Raw genomic sequence first — 16393 nt, 5'->3', positions numbered from 1 at the left:
AGAAGAAAGAAATGAGATACTTAACAGCCGGAGAATCACACGGTCCGCAGCTGACGACAATTATAGAAGGTGTGCCTGCGGGGCTTTATATAACTGAAGAAGACATTAATTTTGAGCTTGCCAGACGTCAAAAAGGGCACGGCCGCGGACGCCGCATGCAGATTGAAACGGACAGAGCGAAGATCACAAGCGGCGTGCGGCATGCCCGGACACTCGGTTCACCGATCGCGCTCGTTGTAGAAAATAAAGACTGGACTCACTGGACAAAAATCATGGGCGCCGCACCGATTACAGAAGAAGAAGAAAGTGAAATGAAACGCCAGATTTCAAGACCGAGACCGGGACACGCAGATTTGAACGGTGCTATTAAGTATAATCACCGTGATATGAGAAATGTGTTAGAACGATCTTCCGCGCGTGAGACAACGGTTCGCGTGGCTGCCGGAGCCGTCGCTAAAAAGATTTTAGCTGAGCTTGGCATTAAAGTCGCCGGACATGTCCTGCAAATCGGCAGCGTAAAAGCAGAGAAAACCGATTACACATCCATTGAGGATCTCAAACGGGTAACGGAAGAATCACCGGTCAGATGCTACGATGAAGAAGCAGGCCGTCAAATGATGGCAGCCATTGATGAAGCGAAGGCAAACGGCGACTCGATCGGCGGAATCGTTGAAGTGATCGTCGAAGGTATGCCGGTCGGTGTCGGAAGCTATGTCCACTATGACCGTAAGCTGGACAGCAAGCTCGCTGCTGCCGTTCTGTCGATTAACGCGTTTAAAGGCGTAGAGTTCGGCATCGGTTTTGAAGCGGCCGGCAAAAACGGCAGTGAAGTTCATGATGAAATCGTATGGGATGAAGAGAAAGGCTATACACGCGCCACAAACAGGCTCGGAGGATTAGAAGGCGGTATGACGACGGGAATGCCGATTGTCGTCCGCGGCGTTATGAAACCGATCCCTACTTTGTACAAGCCGCTGAAAAGCGTCGACATTGAAACGAAAGAACCGTTTACAGCGAGCATTGAACGTTCAGACAGCTGTGCGGTTCCGGCAGCAAGTGTAGTGGCTGAAGCAGCAGTGGCCTGGGAAATCGCAAATGCCGTCGTAGAACAATTCGGGCTTGACCAGATCGACCGAATTAAAGAAAATGTTGAAAACATGAAAAAATTATCGAGGGAATTCTGATGAAAGAGCTTGAGGTTCGGACAGCTTCCTCCGCATATCCCGTGTATATCGGTGAAGGTATAAGGAAACAGGCCGCTGCCCTTTTGTCTTCACTGAACAGGCCGCTGACAAAGATCCTTCTCATCATCGATGCTGAAGTTGACCGGCTTTACGGTGATGAGATGTTCCGGCTTTTAAACGAAACATGGCCCGTGAAAAAAGTGATCGTTCCAAGCGGAGAAGAAGCGAAATCTCTAAAAGAGTATGAACGGATTCAAACGGAAGCGATCGCTTTCCATATGGACCGCTCCTCATGTATGATCGCCTTCGGAGGCGGCGTGACGGGTGATTTGGCCGGCTTTTGCGCAGCAACTTTTATGCGCGGAATTGATTTCATTCAAATGCCGACAACACTGCTTGCCCATGACAGCGCGGTCGGCGGCAAGGTGGCCGTCAACCATAAACTCGGAAAGAACTTAATCGGCGCGTTTTATCAGCCGAAAGCGGTGATTTACGATACGGAGCTTCTGAAAACCCTGCCGGAACAAGAGCTGAGATCGGGCATGGCTGAAGTGATCAAACACGCGTTTATCGCCGATCATGCTTTTTTAGAAAAACTTCTCACGTTTGACACGTTGCAAGGACTGACAAGCGCTGAGCTGAATGAAATGATTTATAAAGGAATTTCAATCAAATCGGCCGTCGTGCGTGAGGACGAAAAGGAAGAGGGGATAAGAGCTTTTCTGAATTTCGGCCATACGCTCGGCCATGCCGTTGAGGCGGAATACGGCTACGGACGGATTACACATGGAGATGCGGTCGCCCTCGGCATGCAGTTTGCCCTTTACGTGAGTGAACAGGTTGCACGTTGCAAGATGAACAGGAAAGAACTCACACAATGGCTGATTGGGCTCGGCTACCCGGGAAGCATCAGACAAGATATTGAAACGCCGGTTCTCTCCGCCCGGATGATGAATGATAAAAAAACGCGCGGAGGCATGACACAGTTCATCGTGTTAAAGGAATTAGGCGAAGCGCGGGACTGCATGCTTTCAAAAGATGAGCTCGAAAATTTGCTGAACAAATGGCGAATGGAGGAAACAGCATGATGATACGCGGCATTCGCGGAGCAACAACGGTGGAACAAGACACCGAACAAGAAATTTTAGAAAAAACACAGCAGCTGCTTGAAAAAATCATTGAACAAAATGGATGCAAGCCGGAAGACGTTGTACAGATCCTGTTATCCGCCACGCCTGATATCCATTCCGTATTTCCGGCAAAAGCGGTCCGCCGCCTTTCCGGGTGGCAGTACGTCCCGGTGACGTGCATGCAGGAAATGGATGTCACCGGCGCTCTGCAAAAGTGTATCCGTGTCCTGATGACGGTTCAGACGGATACGCCTCAGGATGAAATCAAGCATGTCTATTTAGAAAAAGCCGTTGTGTTAAGGCCGGATTTATCATTGACAAAAAATACTGACATGTAATACGATAAACAAAGCTTAGAAATACACAAGAGTGTGTATAGAGCTGGTAAGTAAGATATTGAACAGTTGAGTTTAGAATAGGGTAGCAGAGAATGAGTTTAGCTGAGCTGAGATAAACACGTTTTTATTCTGCCCAAAAGAAGCCTTTCTTTTGGGTTTATTTCTTATACGCAAGACTCCTCTCACTCTTCATCTCATTCTCCTTACCGTAAGGAGGAGAATCATGAATTTACAATCGGATGTTTCTTTATTTTTAAAGGACAGTCTGACACACCGCACCATTCCAATCGCAGAGACTTTTACGGTCGACACGATCACACCCATTCAGATGGTTGAAAAACTGGACAGAAACATTACGTATCTTTTAGAAAGCAAGGATGAGTCGTCAAGCTGGTCGAGATACTCTTTTATCGGCCTCGATCCTTTTATCACGATTAAAGAGAGTCATAACACATTCACTGCCGCTGATCCAAACGGGCATACGCTGTTTGAAGCCGGAGAATTAAAAGCCGTGCTTGACTGGATGAATGAGAGCTTCCGCATTAAAACACCCGAGCTTGATATCCCATTTTCGGGAGGGGCGGTCGGTTATCTGAGCTATGACATGATTCCTTTGATTGAGCCTTCCGTGCCAAGCCACGCGAAAGTAACAGATTTCGAAAAATGCATGCTGTTTGTCTGCCGGAAAATCATCGCGTACGACCACGAAACGAAACAAGTGCATTTCATTCAATATGCGGAGCTTAACGGCCGGGAGACGGAGGAAGAAAAGCGGGCCGTTTTTAAAGAAAATTGCGCGGAGCTTCGTAAGCTTATCGGTATTTTGACAGAATCGAAAGATATGAAAGAGCCGTTTTTTTCTAAAGAAACGTTTGACACGCCAAGTTTTGCCGCTGTGACATCAAATTATACGAAAGAAGAGTTTATGGCCGGCGTTAATAAACTGAAAGAATATATAAAAGCGGGAGACATTTTTCAAGGGGTGCTTTCGCAAAAGTTTGACATTCCGGTATCCAGACATTCATTTGAGCTGTACAGGGTGCTCCGCATCGTCAATCCTTCACCTTATATGTACTATATCAAACTGCCTGACAGAGACATTGTCGGGAGTTCGCCTGAACGTCTGATCCGCGTGCATGACAGGCACCTGGAAATTCATCCGATTGCCGGAACGAGAAGAAGGGGCGCCGGAAAAGAAGAGGACGAACGCCTGAAAAAAGAGCTGATGAATGACGAAAAAGAAAAAGCTGAACATTACATGCTCGTCGATCTTGCGCGCAATGACATCGGCAGAGTTGCGGAGTACGGTTCCGTAGCCGTTCCGGAATTCACAAAGGTCGTTTCTTTTTCACATGTGATGCACATCATCTCTGTTGTAACCGGCCGTTTAAAGCAGGGCATCCATCCCGTTGACGCGCTGATGTCGGCATTCCCGGCAGGAACACTCACGGGCGCTCCGAAAATCCGCGCGATGCAGCTTTTAAATGAATTAGAACCGACTTCCAGAGAAACCTACGGCGGATGTATCGCTTATATCGGATTTGACGGGTCAATTGATTCGTGTATTACCATCCGCACCATGAGTGTCAAAAACGGTACGGCATCGGTGCAGGCGGGCGCGGGAATAGTCGCCGATTCCGTCCCGGAAGCCGAATATGAAGAAAGCTGTAACAAAGCGGGGGCGCTTTTAAAAACGATTCAAATCGCAGAAGACATCTTTTCTGGCGGGGAGGAGAAGACGGATGAACAAATTTCTGCAATCGTGCGTTAATGGCCGTACGCTGAAAACCGGAGAAGCCGAAAAGCTGATGGAGATGATGATGAACGGGGACATGTCGCAGTCTGAGATCGGCGGGATTTTATCGGTGTTAGCCCACCGAGGTGAAACGGCGGAGGAGCTTGCCGGATTTGTAAAAGTGATGCGGGCGCGGGCACAGACATCAGGTGGCTTGGCGGATGTCGTTGATACGTGCGGAACAGGCGGAGACGGGATTTCTACGTTTAACATATCCACGGCAGCGGCGATTACAGCTTCTGCTGCCGGAGCTAAAGTTGCCAAGCACGGAAATCGCTCCGTTTCGTCTAAAAGCGGCAGCGCGGATGTGCTGGAAAAACTGGGGGTTTCCATTCAAGCCACTCCAGAAAGCGTTAAACGCAGCATTGAAATGAAACAAATGGGGTTTTTGTTTGCGCCGCTGTTTCATTCGTCAATGAAGCACGTCGCCGCCGCAAGAAAAGAGCTTGGCTTCCGAACCGTATTTAATCTGCTGGGCCCGCTCAGCAACCCGCTGCAGGTGAAGCGGCAGGTGATCGGCGTCTATTCATTTGATAAAGCGCGCCTGATGGCAAGCGCGTTGGAACAATTTGATGTCAGACACGTCATGCTTGTGTCGGCCCGTGACGGATTAGATGAACTGTCCATCACAGCACCGACCGATATTATTGAACTGAAAAACGGTGAACGTCTGGAATATTCCGTTTCACCTGAACAATTCGGTTTTGCAGAAGGTTCACTAAAGGATATTCAAGTGAGTTCATCGGAAGAAAGCGCGCTCCTCATTCAGAATATTTTTGCAAATAAAGCTCCGTCATCCGCTCTGCATATTACCGCCTTAAATGCGGGCGCGGCCATTTATACGGCAGGTCTTGCAAACGATCTGAAAGAAGGAACGAAAACCGCCTTAGAAGCGATTCAAAACGGAGATGCCAAAAGGCAGCTCGAACGTCTGAAACAGAAAGAGGAAGAAATGTATGCTTGATCAAATCATTCAGCAGAAAAAAGAAGAAATCAAATCCATCGTGCTGCCGGAAACCTGTCAAATTGAACGGAGATCCTTTAAAAAAGCGCTCCAGAACCCGAACCGTTTTATCGGGCTGATTGCCGAAGTGAAAAAAGCTTCGCCGTCTAAAGGATTGATTAAAGAGCATTTTGTTCCGGAAACGATTGCGGCGGATTATGAAGCGGCTAAAGCCGACGCCCTTTCAGTTCTCACGGATACCCGTTTTTTTCAGGGGAGAAATCAATTTCTGACAGATGTTAAACAAACCGTGTCTCTTCCCGTGCTGAGAAAAGATTTTATTATTGATTCCCTTCAGGTGGAGGAATCGTTCAGGATCGGCGCCGATGCCATTTTGCTGATCGGGGAAGCGCTGGAACCTTCAGAGCTTCATGAGCTTTATCTGGAAGCCCGCGAGAAGGGCATGGACGTTCTCGTTGAAGTCCATGATGAAACTGTGCTTGAACGGATTTTACAAGTGTTTCAGCCGGACATTCTCGGCATAAACAACCGGGACTTAAAAACGTTCCGTACTTCTGTTTCGCAAACGGAAAAAATAGCGCAGCTTGTACCGGACGGCTGTCTGCTGGTCAGCGAAAGCGGCATCGGTTCTTTGGCTGACCTGCAATTCGTCAACAAGCACGGGGCGCAGGCTGTATTGGTCGGAGAATCCTTAATGAGAGAGGATTCGCAGCAAAAGGCGATCCGCGGACTGTTCGGGGAGTGACGATATGAAAAAGCCTGAGGTAAAGTACTGCGGAATACGATCGAAGCGTGATTACGAACTTGCGGCAGCTTCAGGAGCGGATTATCTGGGATTTATTTTTGCCGCAAGCAAACGGAGAGTAACGCCGGGTGAGGTCAGGAAATGGAAAGAGAAGGTCCTGACAGACAAGAAACATGTCGGTGTATTTGTAAATGAAACGATAGAAAACATCGCGCAAATCGCCTCTGATCTGGCACTTGACGTCATCCAGCTTCACGGTGATGAATCGCCTGAGGATGCCCGCCGCCTCCGTCCGCTTGTGCGCTCGGAAATATGGAAAGCGCTCCATCACGGGGAAGGGACGCTTCGTCAGATGGCTCAATTTGCACCTGCTGTCGACGGCTATGTCATTGATTCTTCAGTAAAAGGAATGAGAGGCGGCACGGGAATCGCGTTTTCATGGGCTCGTGTCCCCTTGTACCGAAAGCAGGCTCAAAATGCAAACAAGCGCTGTTTTATCGCGGGCGGCGTTAATCCTGAAACGATTACCGGCTTACTGAGATCGCGTCCGTGCGGTATAGATCTTGCCAGCGGAATTGAAAAAAACGGACAAAAGGATCAAACACTGATCCGGCTTTTAGAAGAAAGGATGAACCACTATGTATCCATATCCAAATGAAATCGGAAGATACGGCGAATTCGGCGGCAAATTTGTCCCTGAAACATTGATGCGGCCCCTTGAGGAAATCGAAACGGCTTTCAAAGAATTAAAGAATGATCCCGTTTTTCATGCCGAATATAAAAAGCTATTGTTTGATTACTCCGGAAGACCGACCGCATTAACGTTCGCAGACAGGGTGTCAGAGTATTTGGGAGGGGCGAAAATCTATCTGAAAAGAGAAGATTTAAACCATACCGGCTCTCATAAAATTAACAACGCGTTAGGCCAGATTCTGCTTGCCAAAAAGATGGGCAAAACGAAAATCATCGCCGAAACCGGTGCGGGACAGCACGGTGTGGCTGCCGCAACAGCCGCTGCAAAATTCGGTTTTAAGTGTACGGTTTTTATGGGTGAAGAAGACGTTGCGCGTCAGTCGCTGAACGTATTCCGGATGAAACTGCTCGGCGCGGAAGTGGTGCCGGTCACAAGCGGCAACGGCACGCTGAAAGATGCGACGAATGAGGCGATCAGGTATTGGGTCCAGCATTGTGAAGATCATTTCTACCTTATCGGTTCTGTAGTGGGGCCGCATCCGTATCCGTATATCGTTCGCGAATTTCAGAAAATCATCGGCGAGGAAGCGAAAGAACAGCTCCGCCGGGTTGAAGGAACACTCCCGGACAAGGTTGTTGCATGTGTCGGCGGCGGAAGCAATGCGATGGGCATTTTTCAGGCCTTTTTAGACGAAGATACTGAGCTGATCGGCGCCGAGGCTGCCGGAAAAGGAATTGATACACCGCTGCATGCGGCAACGATCGCAAAAGGGACGCTCGGGGTGATTCACGGTTCAATGACCTATTTAATACAAGATCAATACGGGCAGATTATCGAACCGTATTCCATTTCAGCAGGCCTTGATTACCCGGGGATCGGTCCTGAGCATGCCTATCTGCATAAAAGCGGCCGTGTAACGTACGAAAGCGTGACAGACGATGAAGCGATTGCCGCGTTACGTCTGCTTTCTGAAACAGAAGGTATTCTTCCGGCTATTGAATCTGCCCACGCTCTGGCCAAAGCGTTTGAAATGGCAAAAGACATGGATAAAGACAAAATCATTCTCGTCAGTTTGTCGGGAAGAGGAGATAAAGATGTTCATACGCTGATGAATGTTTTGGAAAACGGGGTGGGGACACATGTTTAATCTGCGAGATTCTGAAAAATTATTTATCCCTTTTATTACGGCTGGCGATCCGCTTCCTGACATTTCTGTTGAGCTGGCAATATCATTGCAGAATGCAGGCGCCTCTGCCCTTGAAATCGGCGTTCCTTACACAGATCCGCTTGCGGACGGACCCGTCATACAACGGGCTTCAAAACGGGCTCTGGAAAACGGAATGAATATCGTAAAAGCAATTGAACTTGGCGGCAAAATGAAAAAAAACGGCGTTCATATTCCAATTATCCTCTTTACGTATTATAATCCTGTGTTACAATTAGAAAAAGAATACTTTTTCGCTTTACTGCGGGAAAACGACATAGACGGTCTGCTTGTACCCGACCTTCCATTAGAGGAAAGCGCCCTTTTGCAAATGACATGCAAAAAGGAGAACATCGCTTATATCTCACTGGTTGCGCCGACAAGTGAAGACCGTTTGAAAATAATTACTGAACAGGCCTGCGGCTTTGTGTATTGTGTATCCTCTTTAGGAGTGACGGGCGTACGCAGCGAATTCGATCCGTCTGTATACTCTTTCATACGTAAGGTGAAAGAATTCAGCTCTGTTCCGGTGGCGGTCGGTTTTGGCATTTCAAACCGCAAACAGGTTGACGGGATGAATGAAATATCTGACGGTGTCGTTGTCGGCAGCGCGCTTGTCAAAAAAATTGAAGAGCTTAAAACAAAGCTTGTGAATCCCGGAACAAGAGCTGATGCGCTTCTTGAATTTGAAGAATACGCAAAGACGTTCGGACGACTGTACAGTGTAAAATGAGGTGACTGGATTTGCAGATTAAAGAACAGCTGCGGCAGCTGAAACCGTATCAGCCGGGCAAACCAATAGAAGAAGTGAAAATGGAATACGGGCTTGAGAAAGTAGTAAAACTCGCTTCTAACGAAAATCCGTTCGGCTGTTCACAGGCCGCTAAAGATGCGCTGCATCAGGAGATTGAGCAGCTTGCGCTGTATCCCGACGGTTACAGTGCCGCTTTGAGAACACGGCTCAGTGAGCATCTGCAGGTCAGTGAATCTTCGATCATTTTCGGCAACGGCTCTGATGAGCTTGTGCAGATTATCTGCCGTTCTTTATTAAATGATCAGGCAAACACGATTACCGCCGCCCCGACTTTCCCGCAATACAGACACAATGCGGTGATTGAAGGCGCTGAGGTGCGCGAGGTTCCGCTCCGCAGTGACGGCGCTCATGATTTGGACCGGATGCTGGAAGCAATTGACGGCGAGACGAAAATCATATGGGTATGCAACCCCAATAATCCGACGGGGACATATACTTCTGAGCAAGAGCTAATTGCCTTTTTAAACAGAGTTCCCGAGCATATACTCGTTGTACTTGATGAAGCGTACTACGAGTATGTTACGGCGGAAGATTACCCAGAAAGCATTCCGCTTTTAAAGCAATATCCGAATGTTATGATCCTCCGCACCTTCTCTAAAGCGTACGGACTTGCCGCGCTGCGCGTCGGATACGGCATTGCGGACGAAGCGCTGATCCGCCAGATTGAACCGGCGAGAGAGCCGTTCAATACGAGCAGAATCGGTCAGGCTTCGGCACTGGCAGCGCTTGATGACCAGACATTTATTCAGGAATGCGTCGAGAAAAATAAAGCAGGCCTTAAGCAGTATTATGATTTTGCAGAAACTCACGGATTAACTTGTTATCCTTCACAAACCAACTTTGTGCTCATTGATTTTAACCGCCCGGCGGATGAACTGTTCCAAGCCCTGTTGGAAAAAGGATATATCGTCCGCTCAGGACAGGCGCTCGGATTTCCGACAGCGTTAAGGATTACGGTCGGTACGAAAGAGCAGAATGAGGAAATTCTCACAATTTTAGCTGAAATATTATAAGAGGTGATCAGGCATCACCTCTTTGCTCTATTAAAATAGTTGAAAAAGGAAATGAGTGAAATGAAGGATACTATATTGCTTGCGGGGATCGGGCTGATCGGCGGATCGATCGCACTGGCCATCAAAAAGGAGCATCCGCATAAACGGATTATCGGTGTGGATATTTCGGAAGAACAGCTCACTGCCGCGCTGAAGCTCGGAATTATTGACGAGCGGGCCGGCTCATTTACGGAAGGTGTGCAGCAAGCGTCTGTTGTCATTATCGCCACGCCTGTCGCCCAAACGCTGAAAATGCTCGATGTGCTGGCCGCATCAGACATCACCCATGAACTCCTGATTACGGATGTGGGCAGCACGAAACAGAAAGTCGTCAGCTACGCCGACAAAGTGCTTCCGGCTCACTATCAATTTGTCGGCGGCCATCCGATGGCGGGATCTCATAAATCCGGGGCCGCTGCCGCGAAAGAATTTTTATTCGAAAATGCGTTTTACATTTTAACACCCGGAAAATCAACTTCTAAAGAGTCAGTAATGCATCTGAAGGAACTCTTGAAAGCGGCAAACGCCCACTTTGTGGAGATGACTCCCGAGGAGCATGACGGCGTAACGAGCGTCATCAGCCATTTCCCTCATATCGTTGCTGCAAGCCTCGTACATCAGGCTCATCATGCTGAAGAAGATTATCCGTTTTTGAAACGTTTTGCAGCCGGCGGTTTTCGGGACATCACCAGGATCGCCTCAAGCAGTCCGGCGATGTGGAGGGACATACTTCTTCATAACAAAGATAAACTGCTTGACCGCTTCAAAGAATGGAAACGGGAGATTGACACGATCGAATCTTATGTAGAAAATGAAGATGCGGACAGCCTGTTCGGATATTTTAAAAAAGCGAAAGATTATCGCGACGGTCTGCCGCTCCGTCAAAAAGGAGCGATCCCGTCCTTTTATGATCTTTATGTCGATGTTCCCGATCATCCGGGGGTCATTTCGGAAATTACGGCGATATTGGCAGAAGAAAAAATCAGTATCACCAACATCCGCATTATCGAAACAAGAGAAGATATTAACGGAATTCTCAGAATCAGTTTCCAGACTGATGATGACCGGAAGCGTGCGGAAACCTGCATTCAATCCCGCGCCAAATATGACACATTTTACGCTGACTGAGGTGGAAAACATTGAAAAGAGAAAAAGTGACGTCTTTAAACGGTGAAATTCATATTCCGGGGGATAAATCCATCTCCCACCGTTCTGTTATGTTCGGAGCGCTTGCGGAAGGAACCACAACGGTAAAAAACTTTTTGCCCGGAGCCGATTGTCTGAGCACCATTGCCTGCTTCAGAAAAATGGGTGTCTCCATTGAACAAAACGGAAGTGATGTAACGATATACGGGAAGGGCATTGACGCACTTTGTGAGCCTGACAGCCTTCTTGATGTCGGAAATTCCGGCACGACCATCCGTCTGATGCTCGGCATTTTAGCCGGACGCCCATTTCACAGTACGGTAGCGGGCGACGAAAGTATTGCAAAGCGCCCGATGAAGAGGGTGACGGAGCCTTTAAAACAGATGGGAGCCGCGATTGACGGAAGAGCGGACGGAGGATTTACGCCTTTATCCGTAAGAGGCGGACAATTGAAAGGCATTGATTACGTCTCCCCTGTTGCAAGCGCGCAGATCAAATCCGCCGTGCTGCTTGCCGGATTGCAGGCTGAAGGGACGACGACCGTCACTGAGCCTCATAAATCAAGAGACCATACGGAACGGATGCTGAACGCTTTTGGCGCCGAGCTTGCGGAAACGGAGACGAGCGCTTCCGTAACGGGCGGTCAGAAGCTCCGGGGAGCTGATATTTTCGTGCCCGGCGATATTTCTTCAGCGGCCTTTTTCCTCGCGGCAGGCGCTGTCGTTCCCGGAAGCCGGATTGTGCTGAAAAACGTCGGCCTGAACCCGACACGCACGGGAATGATTGATGTCTTAAAGCAAATGGGGGCTTCACTTGAAGTGATTCCTTCAGAAGCGGACAGCGCAGAGCCTTACGGAGACCTGGTTATTGAAACCTCAGCTCTGAAAGCGGCAGAAATCGGCGGAGAAATCATTCCCCGTTTAATTGACGAGATCCCGATTATCGCCCTTTTGGCAACGCAGGCTGAAGGCACAACTGTCATTAAAGACGCTGCGGAGCTGAAGGTGAAGGAAACGAACCGGATCGACACCGTCGTATCAGAGCTCCGGAAAATCGGCGCAGACATTGAACCGACTGAAGACGGCATGAAAATACACGGCAAAAAAACGCTTGCGGGCGGAGCCGATGTGTCAAGCCACGGTGACCACCGCATCGGCATGATGCTTGGTGTCGCTTCATGCCTGACAGAAGAGCCGATTGACATCCGTGATACTGAGGCAATCCATGTCTCATATCCGACATTTTTTGAGCATTTAGATCAATTAGCCAAAAAAGCCTGAAGAGATTCTTCGGGCTTTTTTCTTCATGTGTCATAAAACTTTGGGCTTTGACATAGCTTGTCTTAAACAGAAAATAACAGAAAGGGGGAATGCGTTTTCGTTACAGAAACAGCCGGAACAAATTGCGCTGTTTGCGTATAAAGATGCCGTCCCCTTTTTTGCCGTTTTCCTCTTAACTATTTTCTGATAAACTATAATGCCGGGTGAAGCATCTTATTTGCGGGCAGGCCCTGTCTGAATTATGATAAGAATAACCCGAATAAAAACCCTTTTCATTGGTTGATGAGGTATAGGAAAAGAAAGGACCGGTCTGATTTGAATACATTGATCCAAGAAGCCATAAAATTAGTTGAAGCAGGTGAAACCGAAAAGGGACTCAAAGCGCTTTCAAAAGCTGAAACGCAGCTTCATGACGAAGACAAAGCCATTGCAGCCCAGCTCTACTATGAATGGGGAAACGCCGAAAAAGCGTTAGCGCTGATCAGTGATCTGCATGACCTTTATCCGGATGAGTCTGAGCTGACGAATTTTTACGCCGAATTGTTAATAGATATTGATGAAGAAGAAAAAGCTCTAGAGGTGCTGGAGACGATTTCTCCGGAAGACCCGTCTTACGCGGAAAGCCTTCTTTTAATGGCTGATCTGTATCAGATGCAGGGCTTATTTGAAGTAAGTGAGCAAAAGCTGTTACAGGCGAAATCGATGTTACAAGATGAACCTGTTATTGATTTCGCTCTGGGGGAATTATACTTCACTCAGGGATCATACGCAAAAGCCGTACCTTACTATGAAGAGACGGCAAAAGAACGGCACGAAATCGGCGGCGTAAATGTTCATCAGAGGCTTGCTGAGTCATTGAGCGCGGCGGGTGAATTTGAGGAAGCGATTTCATGGTATGAAAAAGCGGCGGCAGAACATACAGAACCGAATACGATTTTCGGGTACGGGTTCACAGCCTATCAGGCGGGAATGGTCAAAACAGCCATCAAGCAGCTGTCTGATTTAAAAGGGCTTGATCCTTCCTATTCATCGCTTTATATGCCGCTTGCAAAAAGCTACGAGGCAGAAGGCATGTATGAAGATGCATTAAAAACCGCTAAAGAAGGTATTACTTACGATGAATACAATAAAGAGCTTTTTCTCTATGCGGCGAAAATGGCGTTAAAGCTCGGCAGCGAAGAGGAAGGCAAAAAGCTTCTTCAGGAAGCGCTGGCGCTCGATCCGGGTTACGTGGAAGCGCTCCATACGCTTTTAGCCGTCTATCATAAAGAAGAAAGCTTTGAAGAGATTATTGATCTGATTCAGGAAGTCCGCGGCTACGGAGAAGAAGATCCGAAATACAATTGGTATTTGGCGGGTGCTTATACAGGCCTTGAGCAATACGCTGAAGCGAAAAAAAGCTTCGAAGCTGCGTATCTCCATTATCAGGATGATCGGGATTTCTTATATGAATACGCTCACTTCTTATTGGAAGAGGGTCTCCAGAAAGAAGCGCTGCCGCTTTTAAAACAAGTGCTTTCAATGGATGGAACAAACGAAGAGCTTGAAGAAACAATCTTACGGATAGAGGATGAATTTTTAAGATAAGCAGGATTTTGGACCATGCTTGCTGAATGTATAAGTGATGTCAGATTATACGATCGATAGAGGAGGGAATTACATGCAGACCCCTGTTTCTGTCAATGAAAAAAAGGATTTTATCCGTTGGTTTTTAAATCATTATCAGCTTAAACGCCGGGAGTGCGTCTGGATTTTAAATTATTTAATGAGTCATGATTCTTTAATGGAAAAAGTCCATTTTGTAGAACAAGCCGAATTTTGCCCGCGAGGCATTATCATGTCTACTCATTGCGTTGATGAGGTGCCGTTTAGGTTTTACAAAGAAAATGTCATGACTACGGACGCGGAAAAATCTTTTCACGACATCCGGTTAAATAAACAGCAGGATTTATTTATCCAGCTGAATTTCCGTTCGGCCTACAGCTCACCGGAATATGCCGCTGTTCTTGAATCAAATCCGCATCTGCCGAAAGACCTGTTTGAAAATAAACAGGATCAGGGGATGGCCGAAAAAATATTAGAACACGCCATTTCCACTTTCCAGCGGGAAAAGCTGCTTAAAGATATCGACGAGGCGCTGGACCGCCACGACAAAGAAACATTTGAAAAGCTTTCCCGCCAATTGAATCAGCTCACATAAATGACAGCCTTGCAGAATATGCAAGGCTTGTTGCGTAAAGAGGAGGAACGAGACATGAGATGGAGGGCCGCTGATGCCGATGCCTATTTACAATCTGCGGATTACATTGATACCGCTGTCATTCCGTTAATTTCCATAACATCTTCAGGAGGCTTAAAAGAGGCCGTTGAACAGGGGGAAAGCACCCAATTGCTTTCTGAAGAGCTTGAGCGCCAATTGAAGGGACGGGTATATTTATTCCCCTCTTATACATATGTTGATATAGACCAATCACAAATCGCCCTGCTTCAAAAACTCAAAGACGAGGTGATGACCAACTTTCGGCACGTCTTGTTCCTGACGGCAGACGAAAAATGGAAGGATTCTGAAATAGGTTCTGATGTCATATACATACCTGCCGTTCCGTTTGAACATATGAAAGACTCTTTAAAGAGAAAAATTGCGGATGACAAGTGCGGAGAAATTTTGAACGTTTTGTTACAGAAGTGGAACAATTCATAAAAACTGCAGGCATCCCGCAAAACACCCGTTTTGCCTCTGTTGACCTTGCTGAAAGATTCATATATTATGAGGGTGTCAAATCTCAGAATTATTTTCTATTTTAGTTAATTTTTGGTCAATCTTTAGGGGGGGAAGAGATGGGCGGAAAACAAGATATATCAAGAAGACAATTTTTAAACTATGCGCTCACCGGCGTGGGGGGATTTATGGCCGCCAGTGCGCTTATGCCCATGGTCCGTTTTGCGCTGGACCCGGTATTAAAACCGACGGGAGATCAAAAAATGGTGCAGGTTGTCAGTGTGGATGAGCTGACGAAGGAGCCGAAGCGGTTTGACTTTAAAATTCATCAAGTCGACGCCTGGTACGAATCGGAAGAATCCAGGTCAGCCTGGGTTTACAAGCATGGGGATGAAATTATAGCGCTTTCTCCGATCTGTAAGCATTTGGGCTGCACTGTAAACTGGAACAATGATCCTAAAAATCCGAACAAGTTCTTTTGTCCCTGCCATTACGGGCTGTATGAAAAAGACGGCACGAACGTTCCGGGCACGCCGCCGCTCGCGCCTCTTGACCGTTATGAGCAAAAAGTAAAGGACGGCTTTTTGTATCTTGGAAAAGCAAAGCCTAGGGGGGAAGGGTGACATGCTGAACAAAATTTATGACTGGGTGGATGAACGTCTCGATATTACGCCGATGTGGCGGGATATCGCCGACCATGAAGTGCCGGAACATGTAAATCCCGCTCACCATTTCTCGGCTTTTGTCTATTGTTTCGGCGGTTTGACGTTTTTTGTAACCGTTATCCAAGTGTTGTCCGGGATGTTTTTAACGATGTATTATGTGCCGGATATAAAAAACGCGTGGGAATCTGTGTATTATTTGCAGAATGAAGTCGCTTTCGGGCAGATTGTAAGGGGGATGCACCATTGGGGCGCAAGTTTAGTCATTGTGATGATGTTTTTACATACGCTGCGGGTTTTCTTTCAGGGAGCTTATAAAAAGCCTCGGGAATTGAACTGGATCGTCGGTGTTCTGATCTTTTTTGTGATGCTCGGTCTCGGTTTTACAGGGTATCTGCTTCCATGGGATATGAAGGCGCTGTTTGCGACAAAGGTAGGTCTTCAGATTGCGGAGGCGACGCCATTGATCGGAGCGCAGGTGAAAACTCTTCTTGCCGGCCACCACGATATTGTCGGCGCACAAACGCTGACGAGATTTTTTGCGATTCACGTATTTTTTCTCCCTGCCGCTTTGTTTGCGCTCATGGGCGCCCACTTTGTCATGATCCGCAAGCAGGGAATTTCAGGACCGCTTTAATACAAATCTGATATAAAAGGGAGGGGATG

The 16393-nt window shown here is 47.5% G+C and carries 17 protein-coding genes; all 17 read left to right on the top strand.

Annotated elements, in window-relative coordinates:
• Positions 1 to 11: 11 nt before the first annotated feature.
• Complete coding sequence (gene aroC, locus ACKTRM_RS10640; RefSeq protein WP_003153459.1) at positions 12 to 1184, top strand: chorismate synthase; 1173 nt, start codon at positions 12 to 14, stop codon at positions 1182 to 1184.
• Positions 1184 to 2272: a 3-dehydroquinate synthase gene (gene aroB / locus ACKTRM_RS10635; protein WP_012117863.1), complete on the top strand. Its 1089-nt coding sequence runs from the start codon at positions 1184 to 1186 to the stop codon at positions 2270 to 2272. The genes aroC and aroB overlap by 1 nt, the downstream gene beginning before the upstream one ends.
• Positions 2269 to 2652, top strand: coding sequence for a chorismate mutase (gene aroH, locus ACKTRM_RS10630; RefSeq protein WP_003153463.1), 384 nt, complete (start codon positions 2269 to 2271; stop codon positions 2650 to 2652). Before aroB ends, aroH begins: the two co-directional genes overlap by 4 nt.
• Before the next feature lie 223 nt (positions 2653 to 2875).
• Positions 2876 to 4423: an anthranilate synthase component I gene (gene trpE / locus ACKTRM_RS10625; RefSeq protein WP_012117861.1), complete on the top strand. Its 1548-nt coding sequence runs from the start codon at positions 2876 to 2878 to the stop codon at positions 4421 to 4423.
• The gene (gene trpD, locus ACKTRM_RS10620; RefSeq protein WP_012117860.1) at positions 4395 to 5411 is read left to right on the top strand and encodes an anthranilate phosphoribosyltransferase; all 1017 of its coding nucleotides are present in this window, start codon (positions 4395 to 4397) and stop codon (positions 5409 to 5411) included. Before trpE ends, trpD begins: the two co-directional genes overlap by 29 nt.
• A complete protein-coding gene (gene trpC, locus ACKTRM_RS10615; RefSeq protein WP_012117859.1) occupies positions 5404 to 6156 on the top strand; it encodes an indole-3-glycerol phosphate synthase TrpC in 753 nt (250 codons plus the stop codon). The genes trpD and trpC overlap by 8 nt, the downstream gene beginning before the upstream one ends.
• A 4-nt stretch (positions 6157 to 6160) precedes the next feature.
• Positions 6161 to 6814 (top strand): phosphoribosylanthranilate isomerase, encoded by a 654-nt coding sequence (locus ACKTRM_RS10610; protein WP_012117858.1) that lies wholly within the window; start codon positions 6161 to 6163, stop codon positions 6812 to 6814.
• Positions 6795 to 7997, top strand: coding sequence for a tryptophan synthase subunit beta (trpB, locus tag ACKTRM_RS10605; RefSeq protein WP_012117857.1), 1203 nt, complete (start codon positions 6795 to 6797; stop codon positions 7995 to 7997). The genes ACKTRM_RS10610 and trpB overlap by 20 nt, the downstream gene beginning before the upstream one ends.
• Entirely contained in the window at positions 7990 to 8787 is a 798-nt protein-coding gene (gene trpA / locus ACKTRM_RS10600) for a tryptophan synthase subunit alpha (protein ID WP_012117856.1), read from the top strand. Before trpB ends, trpA begins: the two co-directional genes overlap by 8 nt.
• Before the next feature lie 11 nt (positions 8788 to 8798).
• Positions 8799 to 9881, top strand: coding sequence for a histidinol-phosphate transaminase (gene hisC, locus ACKTRM_RS10595; RefSeq protein ID WP_007409465.1), 1083 nt, complete (start codon positions 8799 to 8801; stop codon positions 9879 to 9881).
• A 51-nt stretch (positions 9882 to 9932) separates the two neighbouring features.
• On the top strand, positions 9933 to 11048 hold the full coding sequence (locus ACKTRM_RS10590) for a prephenate dehydrogenase (protein WP_041482260.1): 1116 nt from the start codon (positions 9933 to 9935) through the stop codon (positions 11046 to 11048).
• An 11-nt stretch (positions 11049 to 11059) separates the two neighbouring features.
• Positions 11060 to 12346 (top strand): 3-phosphoshikimate 1-carboxyvinyltransferase, encoded by a 1287-nt coding sequence (gene aroA, locus ACKTRM_RS10585; protein ID WP_012117854.1) that lies wholly within the window; start codon positions 11060 to 11062, stop codon positions 12344 to 12346.
• A 315-nt stretch (positions 12347 to 12661) separates the two neighbouring features.
• Positions 12662 to 13933, top strand: coding sequence for a tetratricopeptide repeat protein (locus ACKTRM_RS10580; protein WP_012117853.1), 1272 nt, complete (start codon positions 12662 to 12664; stop codon positions 13931 to 13933).
• Positions 13934 to 14006: 73 nt separating this feature from the next.
• Positions 14007 to 14546, top strand: coding sequence for a ReoY family proteolytic degradation factor (locus ACKTRM_RS10575; RefSeq protein WP_003153482.1), 540 nt, complete (start codon positions 14007 to 14009; stop codon positions 14544 to 14546).
• Between the two features lie 54 nt (positions 14547 to 14600).
• The gene (locus tag ACKTRM_RS10570) at positions 14601 to 15047 is read left to right on the top strand and encodes a YpiF family protein (protein WP_012117852.1); all 447 of its coding nucleotides are present in this window, start codon (positions 14601 to 14603) and stop codon (positions 15045 to 15047) included.
• A gap of 137 nt (positions 15048 to 15184) precedes the next feature.
• Complete coding sequence (locus ACKTRM_RS10565) at positions 15185 to 15688, top strand: ubiquinol-cytochrome c reductase iron-sulfur subunit (RefSeq protein WP_003153484.1); 504 nt, start codon at positions 15185 to 15187, stop codon at positions 15686 to 15688.
• A 1-nt stretch (position 15689) separates the two neighbouring features.
• Positions 15690 to 16364: a menaquinol-cytochrome c reductase cytochrome b subunit gene (gene qcrB / locus ACKTRM_RS10560; RefSeq protein ID WP_003153485.1), complete on the top strand. Its 675-nt coding sequence runs from the start codon at positions 15690 to 15692 to the stop codon at positions 16362 to 16364.
• The last annotated feature ends 29 nt before the right edge of the window (positions 16365 to 16393 follow it).

The sequence above is a fragment of the Bacillus sp. D7-8 genome, assembly GCF_052055895.1.
Taxonomy (GTDB): Bacteria; Bacillota; Bacilli; order Bacillales; family Bacillaceae; genus Bacillus; species Bacillus velezensis.
This window is presented reverse-complemented; position numbering and strand designations above follow the sequence as displayed.